Source organism: Agrobacterium albertimagni AOL15, from assembly GCF_000300855.1.
GTDB lineage: Bacteria > Pseudomonadota > Alphaproteobacteria > Rhizobiales > Rhizobiaceae > Allorhizobium > Allorhizobium albertimagni.
Genome location: NZ_ALJF01000002.1, coordinates 217,830 through 243,417, shown reverse-complemented (window position 1 = coordinate 243,417; position 25,588 = coordinate 217,830). Strand labels below are relative to the sequence as shown.

Here is a 25,588-nt window from a genome sequence, read left to right as displayed (position 1 = left end):
GTGCTACCCATTACGGCAGGCAGCCAGACCGGATCAGGCACAGATTGTCTCAGAGGCGCTCCACGGCTTCCTCGAAGGACGGTATCTGGCCAGGATCGATCTCCATCAGTCGACAGATGAGCCCCGCAATCTCAGTCTGGTTGAGCACGACTTCTGGATCGAGCCGGAAGCCCACCGTGTAGAACGGCACCTCCGTCTCCTGCGGCGTCGGCCCTGCATGATTGCCATCATCACCCATGCCGTGATCGGCAGTGACGATCACCGTATAACCGGCCTCAACCCAATCAGGCACATGCCGTGCGAGCAGATCGCCCTGCGTCCGTGCAGCGTTGCGATAGCCAATGCTGTCGCCGCCATGCTTGTGGCCGGCATCGTCGACATTCATCGGATGGAGCAGGAGAAAGTCCGGCGCCTTGGCCTGAATCAGCCACTCCGCATCGGCGAACAGATGGCTGTCCGGATAATGGTCGTCCCAGTAGAACAGGCCGTGTGTAATGTCTCCGGTGCCATCGACCAGGATGCGATCGCGATGCCGGTCGAACGGGCAAGAGATATAGAGCTCAGACACCCAGTGATAGGCGGCCGCAGCCGTCACGCCACCCTGTGCGCGCACTCGCGCGAAGAGATTGTCCCCCATCGACCGCCGTACGACGCCATTGCTGACCACGCCGTGGTCCACCGGCTTGCGGCCTGTCAGCAAGGTTTCATAAAGCGGCCGTGACATGGCCGGCAGCTCGCAGGTCAGCTTGCGCACATCGGCGCGCCCCGCAGCCACGAGGCCTTCCATATAGCCGAGACAGGTACGGGCCACGTCGTAACGCAGCCCGTCGAGAACGATCAGGATCACTTTGTTCATGGCGCGCAACTTGCCATGCCGCGCGCCAAAGGCAAGGCCGAGTTAGATGATGGGCTTCCCGCCTGTGACCGCGATGGTCGCGCCGGACACGTAGCTGGAGAGCGGATCGGCGAGCATGACATAGGCCGTTTGCAATTCCGCCGGTTGCCCGGGCCGTTTCATCGGCACCTGTTTGCCGAAGTTTTTGACCTTCTCTTCCGGCATGGTCGATGGAATGAGCGGCGTCCAGATCGGCCCGGGAGCTACCGCATTGGCGCGGATGTTCTTTTCCGCCAGCATCTGCGCAAGCCCTGCGGTAAAGTTCTGGATCGCGCCCTTGGTCGTCGCATAGGCGAGCAGTGACGGGTTCGGGCTGTCGGAATTGATTGACGCCGTGTTGATGATCGAGCCGCCATTCTTCATATGCGGCACGGCAGCCTTGGTCAGGTAGAACATCGCGTGGATGTTGACGCGGAAGGTGAGTTCCCACTCTTCGTCCGGAATCTCGGTGATATCCTCGAAAGACGCCTGGTGCGCGGCATTGTTGACAAGAATGTCGACGCCACCCAGTTCGCGAACCGCCGTGTCCACGATCTCCCGGCAATGATCCGCACTCTGGATGTCCCCCCGGACCAGCACGGTCTTGCGACCGGCCTTTTCCACCCAGCGCGCGGTGTCCTTGGCGTCCTCGTCTTCCTCGATATAGGAGATCAGCACATCGGCGCCTTCGCGGGCATAGGCGATCGCCACGGCCCGACCGATCCCGCTATCGCCGCCGGTGATAACAGCCTTCAGGCCTTCGAGCTTGCCCGACCCCTTGTAGCTCTCCTCACCATGATCGGGCCGCGGATTCATGTCTGCGGTGCGACCCGGCATCGGAACCTTCTTCTGTGGAAAGGGCGGTGTGGGATAGTCGGCCATGGGTCGTCTCCTCGTTGCTGATGTCGAGGGTCAAACCGGTGAGCCATGGATGAGTTCCGGAAAACGGTACCAGCAAATAAACAGGGCCGGCGTCACGCCGGCCCTCGAAACCGTGGAAATCAGCCCCGCCAGGCGGCGATGGCCTGCGGTTTCAGGACCATCTCACCCAGCACGGGAACGGCACCTTCCGGAAGCGTATAGTCTTCTGTTCCGTAATTGAAGGCAAAGACCAGATCACCGCGACGACGGATGCGAATGAAGTCAGGCACGCGCAGCGTGGCAACACCTGCCTTCTTTGTCGCCAGTTCCAGCACCTCGGCCAGTAGCCCTGCATCCGCCCAGCAGGCGAGATAGAGCACATTGTCCTTCTCGGTCAGCGCCGGATCGCCATTATCGAACGTGGCGAGCACCGAGGCCGATGTCTCGACATATTCCCGCCAGCGGATCGCATGACCCGAAACTGCACCGGAAACACCATCCGAGAGCCTCGGACGCATGGAGGAGACCTGAATGACGCGATTGCCCGTGAGTGTGCCCAGCGGACCCGGCGGCAGGTTTTCCGGAATGCGGAAATTGCGGTCGCGCGAACCCGTGCGTGCGCCGATCACGACGACACCATTGGCCTTATCGAGCGCGACCTGTGCCGCCTCAGTCACTTCCGTCATGCAGGGCACGACAACAAGCGGGTAACCCTCAAGCGAAGCACTCGGACGGACGAAATCGACGTTCAGGCCGAGATGGCGCAGCGCTTCGTACCAGCGGAAGCAGAGTTCCTCGTAGCGGAAATCCTTGCCCTGCGGCTGGATCATCGTCGACCAGTAGCTCTGATAGTCGAACACCAATGCGACAGGTGCCTGGCTCGTCTCGGGAAGCGCGCCGAGGACTGCCAGCTCCTCGGAAACCTGCATCGCTTCCTTGCCGCCCGGCGACCACTCGTCGAGGCCGGGCAGGTTCAGGCCCGCATGCATCTGTTCCTGCGCGAAGGGTGCCTGACGCCAGCGGAAATAGCTGACGACGTCAGCCCCATGCGCAAGGGCTTCCCAGGTCCACAGACGCACCATGCCGGGCTTCGGCACGGGGTTCCAAGGGGCCCAGTTCACTGGACCCGGCTGCTGCTCCATCACCCAGAAGCGGCCCTTGCCGACAGCGCGGTAGAGATCGTGGTGATAGGGCGCGATATCGGGATGCGAGGTCTCGGCCCAGCGGGTACGCTCGTCTTCCGTAAAGGGAAACTTCTCCACGAAGCCGATCGGATAGCTGTCCCAGGAGGCGAGATCGAGATTGTCGCCGACCTTGAAGTGGTCGAAATCGGAGACAAAGCCCATGAAGTTATGGGTGATCCAGCGACCGGGCGAATGCTTGCGAATGATCTCGCACTGCATTTGGTCGTAAGCTGCAACCTGATCGGAATGGAAACGCCAGAAATCCAGCCGCGTTGCCGGGTTCGGCTCGGTTACCGTTAGGTTCGGCAGCGCCACGTCGTCGAAGCTCGCCAGTTCCATCGACCAGAAGACCGAACCCCAGGCTTCATTGAGCTGGTCGGTCGACTGGTAGCGCAGGCGCAGCCAACGCTTGAAGCTCTTCAGATCTTCAGGGCCCCAGGAGAGCGTCGTGTCATGGCAGCCATATTCGTTGTCTGTCTGCCAGCCGACAATGCCGGGGTGGGTCCCGTAGCGCTTGGCGACGATCTCGACGATCCGGGCGCTTTCCTTCCACCAGGTCTCGGAGGAAAAAGTATAGTGGCGACGCGAACCGAAACCGCGCGGACGGCCCTGCTCGTCATAGGGGATGATGTCGGGGCATTCGTCCACAAGCCACTTGGGCGGGGTCGCGGTCGGCGTTCCCAACACGACTTTCAGGCCCGCTTCATGCAGCACATCGATCGCCCGGTCGAGCCATTCGAAGGTGAACGTGCCGCGTGAGGGCTCCAGACGCGACCAGGCGAATTCACCGATACGCACGAAGGAAATGCCGAGTTCGCGCATCCGGCGCGCGTCGGTTCGCCACCGGCTTTCGTCCCAGTGTTCCGGATAGTAGCAGACGCCCAGCATTATCGTGTCAGATCCCCATTGATGACGGCCTTGCCGTCCTTGTCGAACAGATGGCAGGCCTTGGAATTGATGCCGAGGCGCAGCGTCTGCCCAGGCTTTTCGCTGGCCAGACCATCCGCCTTCACCGCAAGCTCCGAGCCATCGGCCAGAGTCACGAAGAACAGCGTCTCAGACCCCAAATATTCGGCGAGTTTGACGGTCGCTTCGACGACGAAATCACCCTGGCCCGTCGCATCGATATGCTCAGGGCGGATACCGAAGGTCATCTCGCCGGCTGGAACGCTCGCCCCATGCGTCGGAATCGAGACCTCGGCGCCGGGCAGGTGCGCCACGGCAGCACCCTCGGCCGACGAGACCTGAACCTTCAGGAAATTCATTTTCGGCGAGCCGATGAAGCCTGCAACGAAGAGGTTGTTCGGGCGATGATAGAGTTCGAGCGGCGAACCGACCTGCTCGATCTGGCCTGCCGAGAGCACCACGATCTTGTCGGCCATGGTCATGGCTTCGACCTGGTCATGGGTGACGTAGATCATCGTTGCCTTGAGGTCCTGATGCAGCTTGGAAAGCTCCGTGCGCATCTGGACGCGCAGGGCCGCATCAAGGTTGGACAGCGGCTCGTCGAAGAGGAAGACTTCCGGATTGCGCACGATCGCACGGCCGATCGCGACACGCTGGCGCTGTCCGCCGGAGAGCTGGCCCGGCTTGCGCTGCAGGAGCGGTTCGAGCTGCAGCAGCTTGGCGGCAACGGCAGTGCGTTCGGCAATCATCGCCTTGGAATGCCCGGTCATCTTCAGGCCGAAGCCGATGTTTTCCTCGACGGTCATATGCGGGTAGAGCGCATAGGACTGGAAAACCATGGCAACGCCGCGCTCGGACGGGCCGATGCTGGTCATATCCTGGCCACCGATCGACAGAGCACCGGCAGTAATGTCTTCTAGGCCAGCAATCATACGCAGAAGCGTGGACTTACCGCAGCCGGAAGGGCCGACGAAGACGCAGAACTCGCCGTCCTTGACGTCGAGATCCACACCCTTGATGACGCTGAGCGCACCGAACTGTTTCTTGACGCCACGCAGGCTTACATCAGCCATGGGTCTTGCCTCCCTTGATCGGTTCGAGTTCGAGGAGAAGAGCGCTTTCGGGCGTCAGCATCGGCAGCGGCAGGCCGGCAAGTCCGGCACTGGAAAGCGCGAAGGTGACGGCACCGGAAAGCAGCGCTTTCTGGCCCTCGGAGATACGGATGAATTGCGGTTCTGCCGACAGCACGGTCTTGATCCGCCACTGGCCACCGAACTGGGTGACCTGATCGGGCAGGCGCAGCGGCGCCGGCTGTTCACCCACCATCTGCGGCCCTTGGGCAACGATGACCACGATCTTCTCGGCCGAAGCCGCACCCCAGACATAGCGACCGTCAAGCGGCTCCATGCGGAAGCTGGCGCCCGGCGCGTGGAAGAGATCGCGCAGCCGCTTGTAGGTCTCGATATAGACCTTGAGTTCGTCGCGCTCCTCATCGCTGAGCTCAAGCGGGTTGAGCTCCACACCGAGGTGATAGGCGATGGCCACCAGCGCCCGGAACGCAAGCGTGTGGCGGCGACCAGTCTGATGGTTCGGCGAGGCCGAGATATGGCTGCCGAGGATTTCCGGCGGCACGAAAACCGAAGCGCCGCGCTGGATTTCCAGCCGCTCCAGCGCATCCGTGCAATCCGAGGTCCAGACACGATGGGTGCGCTTCAAGGCGCCGTAATCGATGCGTCCGCCACCGGAGGCGCAGCTTTCGATTTCGACATCGGGATGAGCGGCACGAATGCGGTCCATCAGCGCATAGACGGCACGGGTCTGGGCGGCAGTCTTCGCCTTGCCGTCGCGACCGGCCGCATGCGTCAGATCGCGGTTCATGTCCCACTTGATGTAGGAGACGTCATGATTGGACAGCACTGCGTCGATCTTGCCGAAGAGATAGTCGGAGACTTCCGAACGCGTCAGATCCAGCACCAGCTGGGTACGCGATTCGAGGATCGGCCGCCCTTCAATCGTCAGTGCCCAGTCGGGATGCGCCTTGTAGAGCTCAGAAACCGGGTTCACCATCTCAGGCTCGAACCAGATGCCGAACTGCATGCCAAGCCCGGTGACATGATCGACGAGCGGCTTCAGGCCTTCAGGATATTTGCGCGCATCGATATCCCAGTCGCCAAGGCTCGTTGTGTCGTCGTCGCGCTTGCCGAACCAGCCATCGTCGAGCACGAAGCGCTCGATCCCCAGTTCGGCCGCCGCGGTCGCCTGGGCTTTGAGCGAATCCATCCGGTGGTCGAAATAATTGCCTTCCCAGGTGTTCAGCGTCACTGGGCGTGGGCTCATCGCGCCCCCGGGCCAGGTCATCAGTTCTTCGCGCACGAAGGCATGGAAGTCTTCCGTGTCGGCTCCGGCATAGGCGATCGGACTGCGATAGCTTTCGCCTGGTGCAAGGATGACCTCACCCGGCTCGAACAACTCACCCAGATGCACGAGCCGCTGGCCATCATCGGTCCGGTCGATCACCATCTGGTGGTTGCCGCTGAAGCCGAGTGTCACGCCGAAAATTTGGGTCTCGCTCTCGATGAACAACATCGGAAAACGGTCATGCGACGTGCGCCCGCGGCGATTTTCCTGGATCCAGGTACCATTGCCGAGAAGCTCGCGCCGCGTCTGGAATTCGCGGCCCCAGATACCGGTAAAGCTCATCACCTGCAGATCGCCAGCAGGCGCCAAGAAGGTCGCCGCCATGCAGCGGTCGAGCTGGTAGTCGCTCTCGCCCCGATTGGTGAGCTTCGTCGCCATCGAAATAAGGCCGGAAGGATGTGCAGTCAGCGTGATCGAGAGCTCGAGCTTGGCAACCGGGTCGTGGCCGACGAGAACGGTATCATGCCCGTCTCTTGAGAACGTCCAGTTGCCGAACTGTGCGACGAAGTCACGGCCCCCACGATGACCTGCAATCGCCGGCCAACCGAAGAAGCCCATGCCGCCTGTCGGCAGGAGAACGGACGAGGGTGCCGCCACGTCCATGCCGTTGACGCGGCTCGACCGTTCGATCTCGAACAGCGGATCGGGTTCGACAGGCTCCGTCCCGAAGGACAAGATCTCCGGCATGCCGAGGTCCGGCAGGCGCAGGCTCAGCGACAGCTGGCCCGAATCGATGATGATTATTTCACTCATCCCTTGGTCGCTCCGAGTGTGAGGCCGGCAATGAAGTGGCGCTGCATGAGGAAGAACATCGCGACCGGCGGCAAGGCCGCGATGATCGATCCCGCGGATACGAGATGCCAGGCGGCAACCCATTGCCCGTTCAGCGAATAGAGACCTGCCGTCACCGGCATGGCGTGCTGGCCCTGCACCAGCACCGTCGCCCAGAAGTAGTCGTTCCAGACGAAGGTGAAGATCAGCACGGACAGCGCGGCGATCGCCGGACGCATCAGCGGCAGCACGATGTAGCGGAAGATCCGCCATTCAGAGACGCCCTCGACGCGGGCCGATTCGATCAGCGCAAAGGGCAGGCCCTTGATGAAGTTGCGCATGAACAGCGTGCAGAAACCGGTCTGGAAGGCGACGTGGAAGAGCACCAGGCCCATCGTGGTGTCGTAGAGACCAGCACGCAGCGTCATGTCACGCACCGGGACCATCAGGATCTGGAACGGGATGAAATTTCCGGCGACGAACATGAAGAACAGGACGAGATTGCCCTTGAACTTGTAGACCGCGAGCGCAAAGCCGGTGAGGCAGGAGAGTGCTACGGCGCCGATCACCGTCGGGATGGTCACCTTGAACGAGTTCAGGATGTAATAGCCGATCGGCGAGTTGTTGAAGACCGCCGAATAGTTCTCGAAACCGGCAAAACCGGAAGGGATGCCGAAATAGTTGCCGGCAGCCAAGTCACCCGCCGGGCGCACCGATGTCACGGCAACGCCGATCAGCGGCAGGAGCCAGAGAAAGAGCGCTACCGGCAGCAGGATCTTGTAGGCCGTTTGCGCAAAGGGCGAGGCCTTCTGGATCGGAGTGGGGAACATCAGGCGTTCCTTTCCTGGGCGAGCATGCGGACGATGAAGAGCGAGATGAACACCATCATGATCAGGAACAGCACGACCGCGATCGATGCGCCGTAGCCCATCCGGAAACCGTATTCGGACAGAGCCTGCTCATACATGAAGTAGGACAGCACCTGGCTTGAGCCGTAGGGCCCGCCAGCGGTCATGATGGAGACGAGGTCGAAGGAACGCAGCGAGCCGATGACGGTCACGACCATGGCAATGAAGGTTGCCGGCGCAAGTTGCGGCAGGATCACATACCACAGGAGTTTCAGGCCCTTGGCGCCATCCATGCGGGCGGCTTCCACCTGCTCCGGATTGATGTTGTTGAGACCGGTCAGGTAGAGGATCATGCAATAGGCCGTCTGCGGCCACAGGCCGGCAATGATGATGCCGTAGGTCACGTAGCGTTCGTCAGCCAGGACGGCAATCTGCTCACCGAACAGCACTTCTGTCAGCTTCGCGAAGAGGCCGAAATCCGGCGCGTAGAACCACGTGAACATCAGGCCGACGACGACCTGGCTGATCACGAAGGGGAAGAAAAACAGCGACTTGTAAAGACGGATGCCGGTGACCGTCTGGTTGAGGAAGAGCGCGACGGCAAGACCCGCCGGGATCGACAGGAGATAGAGCACCAGCCAGATCACATTGTTGTAGAGCGAGGTGTAGAAGGAATCGTCATCCATTAGTTCGGCATAGTTGCCGAAACCGATCCAGGTCATGGCGCCGAGACCGTCCCAATCGTGAAAACTGATCCAGATCGACTCGAAGATCGGCACGAGCACATAGATCAGAAACATCAGCATGCCCGGCGCCAGGAACAGGAAGGGCGCAAGCGTCTGCTGGTTTCGCTTCCAGAAACCGGACGACGAAGGAACGGTGTTGCTCATGGCGGCACCTCTGATGAAAAGGGAAACGGCAACCGGATGCCGCGGGCCCAGGGAGACCCACAGCACCCGGCGCAGGGAGCTCTTTTGTTTACTTGTGAACGCGGGCCCGAACCTTTTCGAGACGCTCCAAGATGGCATCCAGTCGATCCGGCTTGACCATGAACTCCTGGAAGCCTTCCATGCCAGCCTTTGCCATTTCGGCATTGGCGTCGCGGTCATAGAACTGCGCGAGCGCATAGGCGTTCGACAGCATTTCGAAACCGGCATTGAGGAACGGATCAGCCGGCTTCTCGGCCTGGTTGTTGACCGGCAGCTGGCCGAGCGTCGCGTTCATCTTGGTCTGCGCTTCCGGCGAAGCAAGGTAGGCGAGGAACTTCTTCGCATCTTCCTTGTTCTTCGCGCCCGACGGAATGTGGAAGGTATCAGTCGGGGCCTCTTCCGACATCGGAATGCCAGCCGTGATTTCCGGGAACTGCATGAAGCCGATCTGATCTTCCGTCAGACCACCATCCTTCATCGTGGCAACGGCGAAGTTGCCCATCAGATACATGGCAGCCTTGCCCTGCACCATCTGCGGGATGGCATCCTGCCAATCGATCGCAGCGTGGTTTTCGTTGAAGTAGCCGGCATTGACCAGCTCGCCCCACTTTTCGAAAACGGCCCTCACGCGCGGATCCGTGTAAGGCACCTTGCCCGAGGTCAGTTCCATGTGGAATTCGTAGCCATTGACGCGCAGGTTCAGATAGTCGAACCAGCCGCCGGTCGGCCACAATGCCTTGGTACCGATGGTGATCGGTGTGACGCCGGCCGTCTTCAGCTTTTCGCAAGCGGCGAGGAATTCGGCCCAGTTCTTCGGAGGCTCGATGCCCTGTTCGGCGAAGATGTCCTTACGGTAGTAGATGCCCCACTGGTAGTAGGTGTAGGGCACGCCCCACTTCTTGCCGTCGATGGTCATCGAAGGCGCCGCAGACTTCAGCTGCTCGTTCAGGCCATTGGCTTCCCAGACATCCGAGACGTCTTCGAACAGACCGGCCTTGACGAAGGGCTCCATGCGATTGCCGGCATACCATGCGGCGACATCGGGCGCGTCAGCGGTCAGGAAGTTGCGGATGGCGGACTTGTAGCCTTCGTGGTCGAAGTTGTTCCACTTGACCGTGATGTCTGGGTTGGCCTTCTGGAAATCAGCGATCAGCTCTTCCATCGCCTTTTTCGGCGCCGGATCGGAGTGGTCGGAATTGAGAATGATTTCACCGGCAAATGCGGTGGATGACAGAAGGGTAGCACCCAAAGCGAATGCGCTCAGGCTTTTGAAAAAGGTCATGTTTTCCTCCCTATGACCGTTATGCAGTCCATTGCGGAGCTTGAAGCCCCGGATCCCACCGGAGCGGAATTCCCAGCTCTGCTTGATCATCGGGCTCAAACCCGTAATAATCTACCGAGTTTTGGTGGAAGTTTTCCGGGATCCTAAGATTTGGAACATGTTAAGCCCCTATTGCACGACGAGTCCGTCCCGGTCCATCCCGATCATGACCCGCGACACCCGCTGGTCATCTTCGGCGATCACCGTTTTTGCGCGGGCGAGAACCTGACGGTTCAGCGCATGGCGGGCCCGCACATGCACAGCCAGATCGAGCTCAACTTCGTTCTCTCGGGTCACATGACCTACTGGTTCGATGGTCGTGAATTGACGGTCGATGAGGGACGTCTCTGCCTGTTCTGGGGCATGATCCCGCATCAGGTGATCGATAGACAGGAAGGCACACGTTTCGTCTGCCTTTACGTGCCGATGTCCGTCTTCCTCGGGCTTGCAAATCTCAGTCGCTTTCGCGACGCCGTGTTTCGCGGTGCGATGATCGAGGCGCTGGAAATCCGCTCCTGGGACCGAGACATCTTCCAGCGCTGGCGCGAGGAACTGCTGGCCGGCGACGAGAACCTGACCGAGATCGTGCGCAACGAATTGACCGCGCGTGTTCTCAGGATCGAGCGCGACGGCTGGCGGGATCTGCGGGAAGAAGGCTCGGCGATCGCGAGCTTCAGCGCCAATGACAGCGAGCGCGTCGAACACATCGAGCGCATGCTGCGCTTCATCGCCGAACATGCGCTCGAAAACATTTCAGCCGAGGATGTCGGCCGTGCAGTTGCGCTGCATCCCAATTATGCGATGTCGATCTTCAAGCGCGCCGTTGGCCACACGATCAACCAGGCGATCGTACGCCATCGCCTCGATACGGCCCAATCCCTGCTGATCTCGACCGATCTGTCGATCACCGATGTCGCCTTCGAAAGCGGCTTCGGATCGGTCTCTCGCTTCTACGAGGCCTTCAGTGAACGCTTCGTCGAAAAGCCCAAGGCGTTTCGACGCCGCATGCGCTCGAAAGGGCTGCCCCCGGCCTGAGCCCGCCTTCTGTCAGCGCCCGGCGATGGCCGAAAGCCTGGGCATGGAGACGCCAGGGCACCAGTCCTGGAAACCGACAAGACGGCGAACGATCTTTTGCGCGTGATTGCCGGCGATGTCTCGCAGGCGGTGGTCGAGATAGGGGTTTGCAAACCGCTCGAGCGTGGTCGCAACATAGGCTTCTGCCTCTGCGCCGAACCCATGCATCTGGAAGCCGGGCACCACTTCCTCGCGATAGATCGTCATCAAGTCCTCGCGGACGGCTTGGTCTGCAAGGATGTCCTTGACGCATTCCATTTCGGATCGCCCGTCCTTCAGCCAGCGATCGGCCAGAAGCGTATGGCCGAGGTTGAGGATATGCAGCTTCAGCCGCGCGTAGGGCGTCAGATCATCGACGACCTTGATGCAAGGGTGCTCGCAGGGCAGCGTCAGCCCAGACTGGCGTTCGATCGCCCAGATCGCATAGGGCTCAGCAATCGCACCCGCCGGCTCGATCGGCTCGGACACGATGCGGTCGACGAGCGTATTTGCCCAGATGACCCGCTCGGACAGCCAGGAGACGAATGTTGCGTCGGGCGTGTGCCGGCTGGCGAGCTCGACCAACAACTGCTGCAGCACCTCACCGTTTCGGGAAACAAGTTCGCAAGGCAGAATGGTCAGTGGCATCCGGCCACCCCGAAACCGCGCATGGAGAAGCGCCAGAAGTTTCATCGGGAAAGAGCGTGGCACGCCATCGACGCTGTCACCGTCCAACAGGGAATAGCCCGTATCTCCGGTATTGCTGATTACGACCCTCGCCTCCTCGACGAACACCCGCTTGACCTCGGCCCAGTCACTGGACGTCGAAAGAGACCGCACCACGGATCGTACCCGAAGCGCACGCTCGACCGGCTGCCCATCCTCCAGCCCTCGGATGATCACCGGAAAGCCCTCCGTCGCCGACAGCGCCCCGATCCGCCCGGCACGTGCCGGATCACCCGACGTCTGCACAATGGTGATAGGTCCAAGCGCCTTCCCTGCCTCCATGGCCTCGCTGACGAAGAGATCGGCATGCGCCTGGAGAAATCGGCTCGTGCCGAATTGCAGGATGGGCGTCGTCATGGCTCAAGCAGGCTCCTGGATGGATTGCAGCAGGGTTTCGCGGGCCGATTTCAGGTGCTGGCGGCAGGCCTTCTGGATCGCTGCCGGATCGCGGGAAAGAAGCGCCCTGATATAGTCGAGATGCTCTTCCAGCGCTCGCTGGTTACGCGCCCGCGCATTCGTCTTGTTCCACTGGTAGTGGTAGTGGAAGACGATCGTGATGATGTCGTAGAAATCGATGATGAAGCGGTTGCTCGAGGCCTTCTGCACCAGAAGGTGGAAACGCTCGTCAAGCTCCGAAAACTCCATGTAGCGGTTGTCGATGTCGGCCAACAACGCATGGTGCTGGGCCTCCACGGTCTTCAACTCAGCCCAGGCTGGATGATCGGCCGCCAGATGGACGAAAGCCGCTGCAGAGCGCAGTTCGAACATCTCGCGGACTTCGGTGAGTTCGAGCGCAAACTCACGGGTAAAGCCCTTGAGCACCCAATGGCTGTTCGGCCTTTTCTCGATCAGCCCGAACCGGCTGAAGCGGATGAGGAATTCCCGTACGCTGGTCGTTCCGATGCCGATCTCGCGAGCCAGTTCCAGCTCGTTGATCTGCATACCCGGTTGCGCACCACCGGCAAGGATCCGGCGCATGAAGCTTCGCTCAATGATCTCCGACAGCGAGTTGGTTTCCTCGTCGGGGAAATAGTCGCCCTGTCCCGGCCTGCGAAGCACCGTCTTGGAGCGCTTGTCCCACGCCACCAGACCGACCTCGCCGAGCCGCGTCAGCACCGCACGCACAGTCGTCCGGCTGACGCCGAGCAGACCGCAAAGTTCCGGCTCCGAGGGGAGCGTATCCGTTTCCTCGATGAGCTTCAGCGTGCGATTGTAGGCGTCCTTGAAGACGGTGTTCTGCTTGGCCATGGCTCTGCCTGGTTGATGTTATCTGGCGCTTCGGTCTCTTGCCTCTTGGCGCAAGACGTGGCTTCGCGCAACGGAAACCACCGATTGGGGTGGCCCTGCCTCCTCTGGTCTGGGTCTAGACCTCCCGCTCCTGATCAAAGCAAATTGTTCTTTATCGATATCATACCCATTGACGAGAAACTGTCTATTGCCGATAAAAGACAAAACACAGGATCCGGTACCGCCGGACATATGGGAGAAACATCGGGTGTCGAAACCAGCCTGCATCCTGCTGTCGCAGGACGACAATGTTGCCGTGACCACTGTTGCGATCGAAGCCGGGCATGTCCTGCCGGGCGGCGCGCCGGCAGCGGCGAAGATTGATCCCGGCCACAAGGTCGCCGTCCGCGCTATCCGCCAGGGCGAGCCGGTCGTCAAATATGCCCAGGCGATCGGTCGCGCGACCACGGACATTGCAGCTGGCGACCACGTCCATTCCCACAATCTCGCCTTCGACGAAGATCGCCTGTCTGTCAGCGGCCTCGCCCAGCCCGAAACGGCCACCGCTGCCGACAAGGGCCGCACCTTCATGGGCTATCGCCGTGCCGACGGACGCGCTGCGACCCGCAATTACATCGGCATCATCGCCAGCGTGAACTGTTCCACCACGGTCTGTCGCGCGATTGCCGAAGCCGCGAACCGCACCATCCTGCCGCATTACGAGGGCATCGACGGCTTTGTGCCGATCGTCCACGACCAGGGCTGCGGCATGAGCTCGACCGGCGACGGCATGCGCACGCTGCACAGAACGATAGCCGGCTACACAAGGCACGTCAATTTCGGCGGCGTGCTGATGGTCGGCCTCGGCTGCGAGGTTAACCAGTTGACGCTTTACGGCCAGAGTGGCGCCGGCGCCTCCAAGCGCCACTTCAACATTCAGGATGCCGGCGGATCCCGCCGCGCGGTCGAGAACGCCCTTTCGATCCTGAAAGAGATCGCAGCCGAAGTCGGCATAATGCGCCGCGAACCGATCTCCGTCAGCGAGATCATCGTCGGCCTGCAATGCGGCGGCTCCGACGGCCTCTCCGGCATCACAGCCAACCCGGCCCTCGGTGTTGCCGTCGATATTCTGGCAGGCGCCGGTGGCACGGCGATCCTCTCCGAGACCTCGGAAATCTATGGCGCCGAGCACCTTCTCCGCAGCCGTGCCGTCAACGAGGACGTCGCGGTCAAGCTCGACGGGCTGATCTCCTGGTGGGAGGCCTATGTCGCCCAGCATGGTGCCTCGCTCGACAACAATCCCTCGCCCGGCAACAAGAAGGGTGGCCTGACCACCATTCTCGAAAAGTCGCTGGGTGCCGTGGCCAAGGGCGGGCGCTCGCCGCTGACCGCCGTCTATAACTACGCCGAACGCGTCACCGAACACGGCCTCGTCTTCATGGATACGCCCGGCTACGACCCGGTCTCCGCGACCGGCCAGGTGGCTGGCGGCGCGAATGTCATTGCGTTTACGACGGGCCGCGGCTCCTGCTTCGGCTCACGGCCCGTGCCGTCCATCAAGCTGACAAGCAACACCGCGCTCTACAAGTCGATGGAAGAGGACATGGACATCGACTGCGGCGTCATCGCCACGGGTGACGCCAGCGTCTCGGGCCTCGGCCGCGACATCTTCGACCTGATCATCGAGACCGCCTCTGGCCAGAAGACCAAGAGCGAGCTCTTCGGCTACGGCGACAACGAATTCGTGCCGTGGCACCTCGGCGCCACGCTCTGACGTCGACAACAGGACACTGGATACCAGCATGAAGACGAGACGCATCGGCAAGACTGCCCTCGAAGTGACCGAATACTCCTTCGGCACGGCCCCACTTGGCGGCCTGTATCGCCCCTGCCCTCGCGATGTCGGCATTGCGACCCTGCAGGCCGCCTGGGATCACGGCATCCGCTATTTCGATACGGCCCCGCATTACGGCTTTGGCCAGGCCGAGCGTTATGTCGGCGACTTCCTGCGCGACAAGCCGGAAGACACTTACGTGCTCTCCACCAAGGTCGGCCGCCTGCTCGCACCCGTGCCGAAGGACCAGATCCCCAATGTCGGCTTCGTCGATCCCCTGCCCTTCAAGCTGGTCTATGACTACAGCTATGACGGCATCATGCGCTCGGTCGATTTCAGCTATGCGCGCCTTGGCCTGAACCGCATCGATATACTCTATGTCCACGACATCGGCGTCTACACGCATGGCCGCGAAGTCAACGATCACTATGTGAAGCAACTGCGCGACGGCGGTTACAAGGCACTCGACCAGCTGAAATCTTCGGGCGCAATCAAGGCCTTCGGTCTCGGCGTCAACGAAGTGCCGGCCTGCCTCGAGATGATGGCCGATATCGATATCGACGTCATCCTGATGGCCGGCCGCTATTCTCTGCTCGATCGCTCCGCCGTCGAGGAACTGCTGCCGCTCTGCGAGAAGCGCGGAACCTCGATCACAGCCGGTGGCGTGTTCAATTCCGGTATCCTGGCGACGGGTGCCGTTCCGGGCGCACACTTCGACTATACGCCGGCGACCGACGAGGTCCTCGCCAAGGTGCGCGCCATGGAAGACCTCGCGAAACAGGCCGGTAAGCCGCTCGCCCAGTTCGCCCTGCAGTTCCCGCTGCACCATCCGGCCGTCGCCTCCGTTATCATCGGCACGGCAAAGCCGGAAAGCCTCGATCGCAACATGGCGCTGACATCAGAAGAACTGCCGGCCTCCGCCTTCGCGCCGTTCGACGCTCACACACTGGTCGCCCCGCCGCTCGGCGACGCGCCAGTGCGGGAATAGGGGGCGTATCATGCTGAAGGGCATCCACCCCCTGCTCGGACCTGATCTCCTGCACGCCATCGCCACCATGGGACACGGCGACGAGATCGTCATTGCCGACGGCAATTTTCCGGCCTCGACCATGGGTCCCCCGGTCATCCGGGCAGACGGCGTCGGCGCCGTCGAGATCCTGGAGGCGATCCTCGCTCACATGCCGCTCGATCAGTTTGTCGAGGATTCGGCATGGCGCATGCAGGTTGTCGGCGATCCGCACGCGGTTCCGGAAATCTGTGCCGAATTCCAGTCGGTGATCACGAGACTGGCCGGCGACGTCCAGCTGGAAAGCCTTGAGCGCTTCGCCTTCTATGAACGAGCGCAAACTGCAGCTTACATCGTCGCGACGACGGAATTGCGGATCTACGGCAACGTCATCCTGAAGAAGGGTGTTGTTTATCCGGAAGAGATTCACCGAGTCTGAAGGCTCGGAAGGCCCTGGAAATGAGGGCGAAAGGGGTTTGGAGGAGACCGCTTTTGCCAGCTTGCAATCTCCAGAATCCTGGAGTAGCGTGCCTCGATAAAATGTTTTTTATCGATAAAGATCGTTCTGGTTGCGTACTGCGGCACGATCTCACCGGAGGAACAGGACGCGTTGAGAGGAGAACCACAATGACCATTCTGAAGAGCATGACTCGCCGCGCCCTGATGGGGATCGCTGGCGCTGCAATGATGACATCGATGATGCCGACCGCGTCCTTCGCACAGGACGTGACCATTCCGATCATCGTCAAGGACACCACGTCCTTCTACTGGCAGATCGTGCTCGCCGGCGCCCGCCAGGCCGGCAAGGACCTCGGCGTCAACGTGCCGGAATTGGGCGCGCAGTCCGAATCCGACATCAACGGCCAGATCAGCATCCTTGAGAACGCCGTTGCTGGAAGCCCCGCAGCTGTCGTCATCTCGCCGACCGAGTTCAAGGCCCTCGGCAAGCCGATCGACGAAGCCGCCAAGTCTGTTCCGATCATCGGTATCGACTCCGGCGCGGACTCCCAGGCCTTCACATCGTTCCTCACCACCGACAATGTCCAGGGTGGCCGCATCGCCGCTGACGGCCTCGCAGCTGCCATCAAGGAAGCGACGGGCAAGGAAGAGGGCGAAGTCGCCATCATCACCAGCCTGCCGGGCGTCGGTTCGCTCGACCAGCGCCGCGAAGGCTTCCTCGACCAGATGAAGACGAAGTATCCGGGCATCACCGTGGTGGTCGACCGCTTTGCCGATGGTCAGGCGACGACCGGCCTCAACATGATGACCGACCTGATCACCGCCAACCCGAACATCGTTGGCGTCTTCGCCTCGAACCTGATCATGGCGCAGGGCGTCGGCCAGGCGATCGCTGAAAACAAGCTCGGCGACAAGATCAAGGTCATCGGCTTCGATAGCGATGAGAAGACCGTCGGCTTCCTCAAGGAAGGCGTTCTCGCCGGCCTCGTCGTCCAGGATCCCTACCGCATGGGCTATGACGGCGTGAAGACCGCGCTCGCAGTTTCCAAGGGCGAGAAGGTCGAGACCTTCGTCGATACCGGTGCAAACCTCGTCACTCAGGCCAACATGACCGAGCCGAAAATGGATGCCCTTCTGAACCCGAAGGTCAACTGATCGAGATTTCGGCACGCGCGGCACATGTCGCGCGTGCCGGACCGGAAAGGGCGGGCGCGGGAGGCGTCGGCCGCTTTCCCTGCTCTACGGGAGGAATGACATGACTTCGCTGCACGATCTGAGCCACCGGCACGACGACCAGCCGGAACTGCTGGAAACCGACCATATCCCGCCGGGAACGCCAATCCTCGAGCTCGTCGGATTGCAGAAGAAGTATGGGGCCGTCGAGGCTTTGAAGCCCGCGACAGTCACCTTTCTTGCCGGTGAAATCCACGCCATTGTCGGCGAAAACGGGGCTGGGAAATCCACGCTCATCAAGCTCCTAACCGGCGTCATTCCGCGCACCTCCGGCGAGATCCGCTGGTGCGGCAAGCCGGTGGCGCTGGCCACTCCGAACGAGGCGATCCAGCGCGGCATCAATGCCGTACACCAGGAAGTCGTACTCTGCTCGCATCTCTCCGTCGCAGCCAACATGTTCCTCGGCGACGAGATGTCATCGGGCGGCATAATGCGAAAGCGCGCCATGACCACGGCTGCGCAGAATGTGCTCGACGATCTCGGCTTCAACCTGCCGGCCGGCGAAATCCTTGGCAATCTAACCATCGGCCAGCAGCAGCTGGTCGCGACCGCCCGCGCCGCGATGCGCGGCATCCGCTTCCTCATATTCGACGAGCCGACGGCTTATCTGACGCGCCAGGAATCCGCCCAGCTCTTCCGCCTCATCCGCCGGCTGCAGTCGGAAGGTGTGACGATCGTCTATATCAGCCACCGCATGGAAGAGGTCTTCGAACTCGCAGACCGCGTCTCGGTCCTGCGCGACGGCACCCATGTCGGCACCCGCCTGATCGGCGAGACCAATGATGCGGAACTCATCTCGCTGATGATCAACCGCTCGATCGAGCAGATCTACCACAAGGAAAAACTGCCGATCGGTGCCACCATCCTCGAAGCGAAGGGCCTGTCAGGCCCGGGCTTCTCGGATGTCTCGCTTTCGGTCCGCTCGGGCGAAATCGTCGGCCTCTATGGCCTGATCGGTGCGGGTCGCAGCGAATTCGCGCTCGGCCTCTATGGCCGTCACAAACTGACCGCCGGCGAAGTCTTCTGGGACGGCAAGAAGGTCGTGATCGACACCGAGCGCAAGGCCATGGATCTCGGCATCGCACTCGCTCCCGAAAGCCGCCGCGACCAGGGCCTCTGCCTCAACCTGCCGATTGGCCTCAACATCAACCTGCCGGTCTTTGGCCGGTTGAGCCGAGGGCTCACCATCAGCCCGAAACTGGAAGCCGGAAACGCCGACAAGCAGATCAACGACCTGAAGATCAAGACGCCGACCCGGGCAGTTCTGGCGTCTGCCATGTCTGGCGGCAACCAGCAGAAGATCGTCATCGGCAAGTGGCTGAGCCACGGCGCCCGCCTCTTCATTTTCGATGAGCCGACCGTCGGCGTCGATGTCGGCACGAAGGCGGAAATCTACCGCCTCTTCGCCGAACTCCTGAAGCAGGGCGCAGGGATCATCCTGATCTCCTCCTACTTGCCCGAGGTCTACGAACTGGCCGACCGACTGCATGTCTTCCGTCAGGGCAGACTGGTGGCAAGCCACGACTACAGAGGCGCCTCGCATGAGGATGTGCTGACAGAGGCAATCGGCGTCTGAGCCGCCACGCAAACAACGACACGAAAAGACGACTGGGAGGACAAAGATGAGCATCGACACCACCGAGACCAAGGTCGCGCCGAAGAGGGGCATGAGCATCCTTTTCAGCCTCACGCTGCTTGGCCTCCTGCTCTTCCTCTGGCTGCTGCTCGGCTTCGCCACCAACAGTTTCTGGACGCCGAACAACATCAGCAACCTTTTGCGTCAGGGCGCGATGACCGCGATCCTCGCCGTCGGTCAGACCTTCGTCATCATCACCGCCGGCATTGATCTCTCGGTTGGCGCGGTCGTCGGTTTTGCCAGCGTTATCCTCGCCTGGCTGCTGGCCGCTGGCCTGCCCGTCTGGCTCGCGATCATCCTCACCCTTTTGATGGGCGTCGCGATCGGCAGTTTCCACGCCTTCGGCATCGTGCGCATGGGGCTCCCGGCCTTCATCATCACGCTCGCGACCCTCACCTCGCTACGAGGCATCGGTCTCTTGATCACCAATGGCTCGACGATCTCCATTTCTAACGAGGCTTTCACCAACTTCGCCCGTGCCGACTTCCTCGGCGTCCCCAGCCTCTTCTGGATGGTGATTGTGGTGGCCGTGCCGGCCTACATCTTCCTGCACCTGAGCCGCTGGGGCCGCTATCTCTTTGCGGTCGGCTCCAACAGCGAAGCAGCGCGTCTCTCCGGCGTCAACGTCAACCGCACGATCTACATGGCCTATATCCTGTCCTCGACCTGCGCTGCCTTCGTCGGCATCCTGCTTGCCTCGCGCATCGGGATCGGCAACGCCACCCAGGCCGAAGGCTGGGAACTGCAGGCGATTGCCTCCTCGGTCATCGGCGGCACCAGCCTGTTCGGCGCCGTCGGTTCGGTCCAGGGACCGCTGCTCGGCGCCTTCATCCTGGCGACGATCAACAACGGCGCCAACTTGATGAACGTCAACTCCTTCTGGCAGCGCATCATCACCGGCGCGCTGATCATCCTGATCGTCTATTTCGACCAGCTTCGCCGCCGCGGCAGCCGCTGATTTTTCCCAAGGTGGGGATGCCGCGAATGGCGTCCCCTTTTTTTTCCAACCCTTGCCGGGCAGCCGAAAGGAACCAGCATGAAGGCCGCATTGTGTGTCGAACCGGGCCGTCTCGAAATCGTCGATCGCGATCCCGCACCGCGCCCGAAGGCAGGTGAAGCCCGTATCGCGATAAGCCATGTCGGTATCTGCGGCACCGACTATCATATCTTCGAGGGCAAGCACCCCTTCCTCGAATACCCGCGCGTGATGGGCCATGAGATCTCGGCCACCGTCGTCGAGGCGGGTGAAGGCGTCGACTTGGTGGCGGGCACGAAGGTCATCGTCAATCCCTACATCGCCTGTGGCACCTGCATCGCCTGCCGCAAGGACAAGCCAAACTGCTGCACGAATATTCGCGTGCTCGGTGTCCATACCGATGGAGCAATGTCCGAGGAAATCACGGTCCCCGCCGTCAACCTGTATCCCGCCGACGACCTTTCACCGGAAGCTGCCGCCACGGTCGAGTTCTTGGCCATCGGCGCCCATGCTGTCCGTCGCTCCATGGCACCTGCGGGTTCAAGGGCACTGGTCATCGGCGCCGGTCCGATCGGGCTTGGCACCGCGATCTTCGCCCGCATCGCTGGCCATGACGTGACCCTGCTCGACACCAGCAGCGAGCGCCTCTCCATGGCAGCGGACCGCCTCGGCTTCAAGTCTGGGCTGATCGCCGATGACAGCCTCGAATCCGCGGTTGCGGAACTCACTGGGGGAGACGGCTTCGATGTCGTCTTCGACGCCACCGGCTACCGCCCCTCGATGGAACGCGCCTTCCGCTTTGTCGCCCATGGCGGAAGCCTGGTTCTCGTCAGTGTGGTAAAGGAAGACATCACTTTCTCAGACCCGGAATTCCACAAGCGCGAGATGATGCTGATCGGCAGCCGCAACGCGACCCGCGTCGATTTCGATCACGTCCGCAAGTCGATCGCGGATGGCCTCGTGCCGATCGACCAGCTGATCACGCATCGGACAACCCTGGCAGATCTCGCCACGGATCTGCCGCGCTGGGCAAGAGAGAAATCGGGGCTGATCAAGGCCCTCATCCGGATTGGTTGAAGACCACGACGAAAGAGGCCCGCAGCTTATCTGCGGGCCATTTGCGTTTCGTGTGCGTGATATCAGGCCTTCTGCAGGAAGGCGGCGATCGCGTCGACTTCGCCTTGCGAAACCTCGTGACCGCCCTGATGCAGGAAAGTCTCGACCTGAGCGCCTTGCGCCTGGAAATAGGCCGTCAGCCGTTCGGTGAGCGGCAGCGGGCAGATCGGGTCGCGCTGACCGGCAGTCACGAGCACAGCAACATCCGAAAGCCCCGGCTGTGTCGGCGGATCGAACGGGATCAGCGGATGCATGAGGATCACGCGATCGAAAAGATCAGGCGCCTCAAACAAAACCGAAGCCATGATATTCGCGCCGTTCGAGTAACCCAGCCCATAGATCGGGCGATCCGGGTTCTTCTCCTTGTGAGCGCGGATGAAGCCCGTCATCTTCGCCGTTCTCGCAGCGAGATCGGCCATGTCGTAGACGCCTTCGCCGGTGCGCTTGAAGAAGCGTGCCGCGCCATGTTCGGAGACGTCACCCCGCGGGGAAACGATCCCGGCCTGCGGCAGTATCCGGCTGACGAGGCCCGGAAACTGGTGTTCGTCGCCACCGGTCCCGTGGAAGGTGAAGACGAGCGGAGCATCGCCTTGCGGCGCCTGATAGAAATGAATGTAGCTGTCAGTCGACATGATGGGATCTCCGCAGCTGCCGACGTCCGCTACACGGGCGCCGGACAGCTGGCTCATGATTAGTCTTGGATCGGGGGCAGATGGGCTTCGATCTGCGAGCGATACTGCTGGTAGCGGGTCGGCAACTTCAGCGCCTCGCCGAGATGGGCTGTATCCTCATCGCGGTTGAAGCCCGGCTCGTTCGTTGCGATCTCGAACAGCACGCCGCCTGGCGTGCGGAAATAGATCGCCCAGAAGTAATCGCGGTCGATAACCGGTGTCACCTGATAACCGGTATCGAGCAGCGCCTTGCGCACTTCAAGCTGGGCGGCCCGGTCCTCTACGGCAAAGGCGACGTGATGCACCGACCCGGCACCCTGCAGGGCACTCGACGCGCCCGGCAGAACTTCGAGATCGATGTAATCCGCGCCATTGCCACCGGGGACCGCGTAGCGCACGAAGTCGCCCTGCTTGTCGACCGGCTGATAGCCCATGAACTTCAGGAGTTCACCCGTGGCGCCTTCGTCACGAAGCCGCATGGTGACGCCGCGGAAGCCGTGAATGCCTTCCGAGACCGCAACCGGGCCGGCAAACGGCACGCGATTGTCGCCATCGACTTCGGCCAGCGCAAAACCGTCCCCATCGGGACCCGCAAAACGCAGGCGGTCCTCACCGAAGAGCGAATAGGCGCCGAGCTCCTTCACGCCTTCCTTCGACAGGCGCTCCTGCCAGAAACCGAGCGTACCCCTGGGTACCGAGAACACGGTTTCCGACACTTCACCGGCACCGCGACCACCCTTGCCCATATTGGCAAAGGGGAAATAGGTCATGACCGATCCGGCATTGCCGACTTCGTCGCCGTAATAGAGGTGGTAGACATCGGGAGCGTCGAAATTGACGGTCTTCTTGACGCGGCGAAGGCCAAGCGTCTTGGTGAAGAAGTCGTTGTTTTCCTGAGCATCCGCAGCCATCGAGGTAACGTGATGCAGGCCTTTGATCTGGGTAAGCATGGCTCTGATCCTTTCCCGGCACGTCCGCCGGTCTTGTTCTGTTGAACCGAATATGGGCCATGGCTTTACCCGAGAGAATAGCGATAATATTGCGAATATTATTACGCTTGGAGCAATAATCTCATGGGTGAACTCGAAGCCATCCGGACCTTTCTCACCGTTGCCGAACAGAGCAGCTTCAGCGCCGCCGCCCGTCGTCTGGGCATGACGCCGGCATCCGTTACACGCACGGTGTCCGGATTGGAGGAGGAACTCGGCATTCAGCTGCTCCTGCGGACCACGAGAAAGGTCTCCCTGACCTCGGCGGGCGCCGCCTATGCTGCACGCGTCGCACCGCTGGTTCAGGGCCTTGCTCGCGCAACGGAGGAAACCCGGGATCTGCAGAAGGTCACGGCGGGCTCTCTGCGCGTCTCGGCTCCAATGTCGCTCGGCATGAAAGTCCTGCCGACCGTCCTGTCGCAATTTTCCATCATCCACCCGCGCACGAATGTGGCAATCGAGCTGTCAGACCGTTTCGTCGACATTCTGCAGGAAAACTATGATCTCGCGATCCGCATCTCCGGCCCGCCGACGGACAAGTCGACGATCTGGCGCAAAATCCGGCCAGTCCCGAGGGTTTTGGTCGCCTCGCCCTCGTTCCTGGCCCGCAACGGCATCCCGAAGGTGCCGGAAGACCTGACGACGCTCGAATGCCTGAGCTATCACGACCAGTCGAAGACCGAGACTTGGGAACTCAGCCGGCCCGGACAGAGCCGCATCGTTGAAGCCAAAGGACGTTTTTCGATCAACAACGGCGACTTCCTCGGTCGGCTTGCCGTCGCGGGAGAGGGGATCGCCCTCCTGCCGCGGTTCATTGTCGAGGAAGATCTTGCCGCCGGCCGTCTGGTCGAGGTGCTCCCGGGCTGGAGCACGCCGGAAATCTGGCTGACGCTCTTCTATCCCCCTTACGAGCAGCTGCCGCTCAGGGTCGCGACCTTCTCGGATTTCTTCGAAGCCTTCATCAGGGAAAGCTGGGATGCCGGTGCACCAACCTGAGACGCGTCAGCGATCGCGCGCCAGGAATTCGCCGATTTCTTTGGCGATCCGGTCGGTCGCGATCGGGACCTCGACCTTCTTGACCTTCTCGAACAAGGTCTCAGGGATGGCAGCCTTGCGGGCCTCCGCCAGCCCCTCGAAGAAGCGCGGCGAAAACTCCGGATGCGGCTGGTAGGAGAGACCCCAATCGCCATAGCGGATGACGGCATTCTCGCAGGCGTCGGTCTTGCCGACCACTTCGCCACCTTCCGGCACCTTGATGACCTGATCCTGATGCCAGGCGAGCAGAACCTGCTCTTCGCCCGTATCGGAGCGCTTGTAGGTCACAGGCCCGGCAGACCAGCCACCCTTGAACTTCTCGACCTCGCCGCCGAGGGCCTTCGCCATGACCTGGTGCCCGAAGCAGATCCCGACCATGGGCACCTTGGCCGCATGCACCTGGCGAATGAAATCCTCGAGCTTGCGGATCCACTCATGGTCCTCGTAGACGCCGAACTTCGAGCCGGTCAGCAGCCACCCGTCGACTTCAGTCGGGCTCGCCGGAAACTCGCCGTCGACGACGAAGTAGCGCTTGAACGAGAAGTCGAAATCGCCCAGCAGCGCGGCAAACATATCGGCATAATTGCCATACTCGCTTGTGAGTTCGGCGGGCGAGTGACCCGTGACGAGAATGCCGATGGTCTTGGCGGTCATGTGGGCTTCCTGAAATAGGCGAAAAGAGCAACGCGGGGGCCTTGCACTCGGTCCATCTATACCAAATGCTAGTTTGATCAAATTTCAAGAGGGCGCACGGCTATTCCGCGCGCCCTCACAACGATAGCGACGAAAAGGCGGGATCTCGATCTGACCCATGGCACTTGAAGAGGGCAAGGCGGAAAAATCGTTGAAGCAGCGGGTCTACCGGACCTTGCGCAATCGTGTGATGTCCGGCGCGGTGGCTCCCGGCCTGCCGATCACCATCAACGGTGTCGCCGAAGATCTGGCCGTCAGTGCCATGCCGGTCCGCGAAGCCCTGCACCGGTTGGTCGCCGATGGTGCGCTCGAATATCTCGACAACCGCCGCGTGCGCGTACCGGAAATGACGCTCTCCAAATTCGAGGAAATCATTGCGGCCCGCATCGCGCTCGAGACACTCGCAGCGACCAGGGCCCTGCCGCATATCGACGCCGAGCGCCTTGAACGCCTGGAGGTGATCGATACTGCGATTGACGAGGCCTATGCGGCGAATGATTTGCTGCAATCGACCGAACTCAATTTCCTTTTCCATCGTACGCTTTACGAGCCCGGAGCGAGTGGTGTCCTTCTCGACCTGATGGAGTCTGTCTGGTTGCGCCTTGGCCCGTTCATGCGCCTGGCCACGGACAAGCTGGAAGAAAGCTACCGAATCGACCGGCATGCCGAGGCCCTCGACGCAATCCGGGCGAGGGATCCGGATGCGCTTTCGGCGGCAATCGAAGCAGACATTCAGGATGGGGTTGGTCACCTCGGGCGGCACTTCCTGAAGGAAGCAACCGTTGCCGCCCGATGACTTGTGGCGCATGGTGCCTAGGGACC

Annotated in this window: 23 protein-coding genes; 10 read left to right on the top strand and 13 right to left on the bottom strand. The window is 61.4% G+C overall.

What is annotated here, in order from left to right; all coding sequences use genetic code 11:
- Positions 1-49: 49 nt before the first annotated feature.
- The 8 genes from QWE_RS01965 to QWE_RS01930 all read right to left on the bottom strand — a co-directional run bounded on the left by QWE_RS01965 (position 50) and on the right by QWE_RS01930 (position 10,073).
- Positions 50-856: an alkaline phosphatase family protein gene (locus QWE_RS01965; protein WP_006724384.1), complete on the bottom strand. Its 807-nt coding sequence runs from the start codon at positions 854-856 to the stop codon at positions 50-52.
- A gap of 42 nt (positions 857-898) precedes the next feature.
- The gene (locus QWE_RS01960; RefSeq protein ID WP_006724383.1) at positions 899-1,756 is read right to left on the bottom strand and encodes an SDR family oxidoreductase; all 858 of its coding nucleotides are present in this window, start codon (positions 1,754-1,756) and stop codon (positions 899-901) included.
- A 119-nt stretch (positions 1,757-1,875) separates the two neighbouring features.
- A complete protein-coding gene (locus tag QWE_RS01955) occupies positions 1,876-3,807 on the bottom strand; it encodes a beta-galactosidase (RefSeq protein ID WP_006724382.1) in 1,932 nt (643 codons plus the stop codon).
- On the bottom strand, positions 3,807-4,898 hold the full coding sequence (locus QWE_RS01950) for an ABC transporter ATP-binding protein (protein WP_006724381.1): 1,092 nt from the start codon (positions 4,896-4,898) through the stop codon (positions 3,807-3,809). The genes QWE_RS01955 and QWE_RS01950 overlap by 1 nt, the downstream gene beginning before the upstream one ends.
- Positions 4,891-6,996 carry an alpha-galactosidase gene (locus tag QWE_RS01945; RefSeq protein WP_006724380.1) on the bottom strand — a complete coding sequence of 702 codons (2,106 nt, stop codon included), beginning with the start codon at positions 6,994-6,996 and terminating at the stop codon, positions 4,891-4,893. The genes QWE_RS01950 and QWE_RS01945 overlap by 8 nt, the downstream gene beginning before the upstream one ends.
- Complete coding sequence (locus QWE_RS01940) at positions 6,993-7,844, bottom strand: carbohydrate ABC transporter permease (protein WP_006724379.1); 852 nt, start codon at positions 7,842-7,844, stop codon at positions 6,993-6,995. The genes QWE_RS01945 and QWE_RS01940 overlap by 4 nt, the downstream gene beginning before the upstream one ends.
- On the bottom strand, positions 7,844-8,752 hold the full coding sequence (locus QWE_RS01935) for a carbohydrate ABC transporter permease (protein ID WP_040299362.1): 909 nt from the start codon (positions 8,750-8,752) through the stop codon (positions 7,844-7,846). Before QWE_RS01935 ends, QWE_RS01940 begins: the two co-directional genes overlap by 1 nt.
- A gap of 88 nt (positions 8,753-8,840) precedes the next feature.
- On the bottom strand, positions 8,841-10,073 hold the full coding sequence (locus QWE_RS01930) for an ABC transporter substrate-binding protein (protein ID WP_040299361.1): 1,233 nt from the start codon (positions 10,071-10,073) through the stop codon (positions 8,841-8,843).
- A 279-nt stretch (positions 10,074-10,352) separates the two neighbouring features.
- On the opposite strand from QWE_RS01930, the gene QWE_RS01925 reads away from it, so the two are divergent.
- The gene (locus tag QWE_RS01925) at positions 10,353-11,147 is read left to right on the top strand and encodes a helix-turn-helix domain-containing protein (RefSeq protein ID WP_420804539.1); all 795 of its coding nucleotides are present in this window, start codon (positions 10,353-10,355) and stop codon (positions 11,145-11,147) included.
- A gap of 12 nt (positions 11,148-11,159) precedes the next feature.
- On the opposite strand, the gene QWE_RS01920 is transcribed toward QWE_RS01925, so the two are convergent.
- On the bottom strand, positions 11,160-12,248 hold the full coding sequence (locus QWE_RS01920; RefSeq protein WP_006724375.1) for a mannitol dehydrogenase family protein: 1,089 nt from the start codon (positions 12,246-12,248) through the stop codon (positions 11,160-11,162).
- A gap of 3 nt (positions 12,249-12,251) precedes the next feature.
- Entirely contained in the window at positions 12,252-13,139 is an 888-nt protein-coding gene (locus tag QWE_RS01915) for a GntR family transcriptional regulator (protein WP_006724374.1), read from the bottom strand.
- A gap of 247 nt (positions 13,140-13,386) precedes the next feature.
- On the opposite strand from QWE_RS01915, the gene QWE_RS01910 reads away from it, so the two are divergent.
- The 7 genes from QWE_RS01910 to QWE_RS01880 all read left to right on the top strand — a co-directional run bounded on the left by QWE_RS01910 (position 13,387) and on the right by QWE_RS01880 (position 21,339).
- On the top strand, positions 13,387-14,892 hold the full coding sequence (locus QWE_RS01910; protein WP_006724373.1) for a UxaA family hydrolase: 1,506 nt from the start codon (positions 13,387-13,389) through the stop codon (positions 14,890-14,892).
- A gap of 28 nt (positions 14,893-14,920) precedes the next feature.
- Entirely contained in the window at positions 14,921-15,940 is a 1,020-nt protein-coding gene (locus QWE_RS01905) for an aldo/keto reductase (RefSeq protein WP_006724372.1), read from the top strand.
- Positions 15,941-15,950: 10 nt separating this feature from the next.
- A complete protein-coding gene (locus QWE_RS01900) occupies positions 15,951-16,397 on the top strand; it encodes an RbsD/FucU family protein (protein WP_006724371.1) in 447 nt (148 codons plus the stop codon).
- Between the two features lie 188 nt (positions 16,398-16,585).
- Entirely contained in the window at positions 16,586-17,572 is a 987-nt protein-coding gene (locus QWE_RS01895; RefSeq protein WP_006724370.1) for an ABC transporter substrate-binding protein, read from the top strand.
- A 100-nt stretch (positions 17,573-17,672) separates the two neighbouring features.
- Positions 17,673-19,226, top strand: coding sequence for a sugar ABC transporter ATP-binding protein (locus QWE_RS01890; protein ID WP_006724369.1), 1,554 nt, complete (start codon positions 17,673-17,675; stop codon positions 19,224-19,226).
- Positions 19,227-19,272: 46 nt separating this feature from the next.
- Positions 19,273-20,244: an ABC transporter permease gene (locus QWE_RS01885; RefSeq protein ID WP_006724368.1), complete on the top strand. Its 972-nt coding sequence runs from the start codon at positions 19,273-19,275 to the stop codon at positions 20,242-20,244.
- A gap of 78 nt (positions 20,245-20,322) precedes the next feature.
- Positions 20,323-21,339 (top strand): zinc-binding alcohol dehydrogenase family protein, encoded by a 1,017-nt coding sequence (locus QWE_RS01880; RefSeq protein WP_006724367.1) that lies wholly within the window; start codon positions 20,323-20,325, stop codon positions 21,337-21,339.
- 62 nt (positions 21,340-21,401) lie between these two features.
- Here the strand turns inward: QWE_RS01880 and QWE_RS01875 are convergent, their stop codons facing one another.
- Both QWE_RS01875 and QWE_RS01870 read right to left on the bottom strand, forming a co-directional pair.
- On the bottom strand, positions 21,402-22,010 hold the full coding sequence (locus QWE_RS01875) for an alpha/beta hydrolase (protein WP_040299359.1): 609 nt from the start codon (positions 22,008-22,010) through the stop codon (positions 21,402-21,404).
- Between the two features lie 59 nt (positions 22,011-22,069).
- Positions 22,070-22,999, bottom strand: coding sequence for a ring-cleaving dioxygenase (locus QWE_RS01870; protein WP_006724365.1), 930 nt, complete (start codon positions 22,997-22,999; stop codon positions 22,070-22,072).
- A 123-nt stretch (positions 23,000-23,122) separates the two neighbouring features.
- Here QWE_RS01870 and QWE_RS01865 point away from each other — a divergent pair, with 123 nt between their 5' ends.
- Positions 23,123-24,034, top strand: coding sequence for a LysR family transcriptional regulator (locus tag QWE_RS01865; protein WP_006724364.1), 912 nt, complete (start codon positions 23,123-23,125; stop codon positions 24,032-24,034).
- Between the two features lie 6 nt (positions 24,035-24,040).
- Here QWE_RS01865 and QWE_RS01860 read toward each other — a convergent pair whose 3' ends face one another.
- Complete coding sequence (locus tag QWE_RS01860) at positions 24,041-24,727, bottom strand: type 1 glutamine amidotransferase (RefSeq protein ID WP_006724363.1); 687 nt, start codon at positions 24,725-24,727, stop codon at positions 24,041-24,043.
- 157 nt (positions 24,728-24,884) lie between these two features.
- On the opposite strand from QWE_RS01860, the gene QWE_RS01855 reads away from it, so the two are divergent.
- Positions 24,885-25,562 (top strand): GntR family transcriptional regulator, encoded by a 678-nt coding sequence (locus tag QWE_RS01855; protein WP_006724362.1) that lies wholly within the window; start codon positions 24,885-24,887, stop codon positions 25,560-25,562.
- The last annotated feature ends 26 nt before the right edge of the window (positions 25,563-25,588 follow it).

What these genes read in the sequence shown, in the direction of transcription:
- QWE_RS01965 (WP_006724384.1), bottom strand. Translation starts at nt 856, where the DNA reads ATGAACAAAGTGATCCTGATCGTTCTCGACGGGCTGCGTTACGACGTG.
- QWE_RS01960 (WP_006724383.1), bottom strand. Translation starts at nt 1,756, where the DNA reads ATGGCCGACTATCCCACACCGCCCTTTCCACAGAAGAAGGTTCCGATG.
- QWE_RS01955 (WP_006724382.1), bottom strand. Translation starts at nt 3,807, where the DNA reads ATGCTGGGCGTCTGCTACTATCCGGAACACTGGGACGAAAGCCGGTGG.
- QWE_RS01950 (WP_006724381.1), bottom strand. Translation starts at nt 4,898, where the DNA reads ATGGCTGATGTAAGCCTGCGTGGCGTCAAGAAACAGTTCGGTGCGCTC.
- QWE_RS01945 (WP_006724380.1), bottom strand. Translation starts at nt 6,996, where the DNA reads ATGAGTGAAATAATCATCATCGATTCGGGCCAGCTGTCGCTGAGCCTG.
- QWE_RS01940 (WP_006724379.1), bottom strand. Translation starts at nt 7,844, where the DNA reads ATGTTCCCCACTCCGATCCAGAAGGCCTCGCCCTTTGCGCAAACGGCC.
- QWE_RS01935 (WP_040299362.1), bottom strand. Translation starts at nt 8,752, where the DNA reads ATGAGCAACACCGTTCCTTCGTCGTCCGGTTTCTGGAAGCGAAACCAG.
- QWE_RS01930 (WP_040299361.1), bottom strand. Translation starts at nt 10,073, where the DNA reads ATGACCTTTTTCAAAAGCCTGAGCGCATTCGCTTTGGGTGCTACCCTT.
- QWE_RS01925 (WP_420804539.1), top strand. Translation starts at nt 10,353, where the DNA reads ATGGCGGGCCCGCACATGCACAGCCAGATCGAGCTCAACTTCGTTCTC.
- QWE_RS01920 (WP_006724375.1), bottom strand. Translation starts at nt 12,248, where the DNA reads ATGACGACGCCCATCCTGCAATTCGGCACGAGCCGATTTCTCCAGGCG.
- QWE_RS01915 (WP_006724374.1), bottom strand. Translation starts at nt 13,139, where the DNA reads ATGGCCAAGCAGAACACCGTCTTCAAGGACGCCTACAATCGCACGCTG.
- QWE_RS01905 (WP_006724372.1), top strand. Translation starts at nt 14,921, where the DNA reads ATGAAGACGAGACGCATCGGCAAGACTGCCCTCGAAGTGACCGAATAC.
- QWE_RS01900 (WP_006724371.1), top strand. Translation starts at nt 15,951, where the DNA reads ATGCTGAAGGGCATCCACCCCCTGCTCGGACCTGATCTCCTGCACGCC.
- QWE_RS01895 (WP_006724370.1), top strand. Translation starts at nt 16,586, where the DNA reads ATGACCATTCTGAAGAGCATGACTCGCCGCGCCCTGATGGGGATCGCT.
- QWE_RS01890 (WP_006724369.1), top strand. Translation starts at nt 17,673, where the DNA reads ATGACTTCGCTGCACGATCTGAGCCACCGGCACGACGACCAGCCGGAA.
- QWE_RS01885 (WP_006724368.1), top strand. Translation starts at nt 19,273, where the DNA reads ATGAGCATCGACACCACCGAGACCAAGGTCGCGCCGAAGAGGGGCATG.
- QWE_RS01880 (WP_006724367.1), top strand. Translation starts at nt 20,323, where the DNA reads ATGAAGGCCGCATTGTGTGTCGAACCGGGCCGTCTCGAAATCGTCGAT.
- QWE_RS01875 (WP_040299359.1), bottom strand. Translation starts at nt 22,010, where the DNA reads ATGTCGACTGACAGCTACATTCATTTCTATCAGGCGCCGCAAGGCGAT.
- QWE_RS01870 (WP_006724365.1), bottom strand. Translation starts at nt 22,999, where the DNA reads ATGCTTACCCAGATCAAAGGCCTGCATCACGTTACCTCGATGGCTGCG.
- QWE_RS01865 (WP_006724364.1), top strand. Translation starts at nt 23,123, where the DNA reads ATGGGTGAACTCGAAGCCATCCGGACCTTTCTCACCGTTGCCGAACAG.
- QWE_RS01860 (WP_006724363.1), bottom strand. Translation starts at nt 24,727, where the DNA reads ATGACCGCCAAGACCATCGGCATTCTCGTCACGGGTCACTCGCCCGCC.
- QWE_RS01855 (WP_006724362.1), top strand. Translation starts at nt 24,885, where the DNA reads ATGGCACTTGAAGAGGGCAAGGCGGAAAAATCGTTGAAGCAGCGGGTC.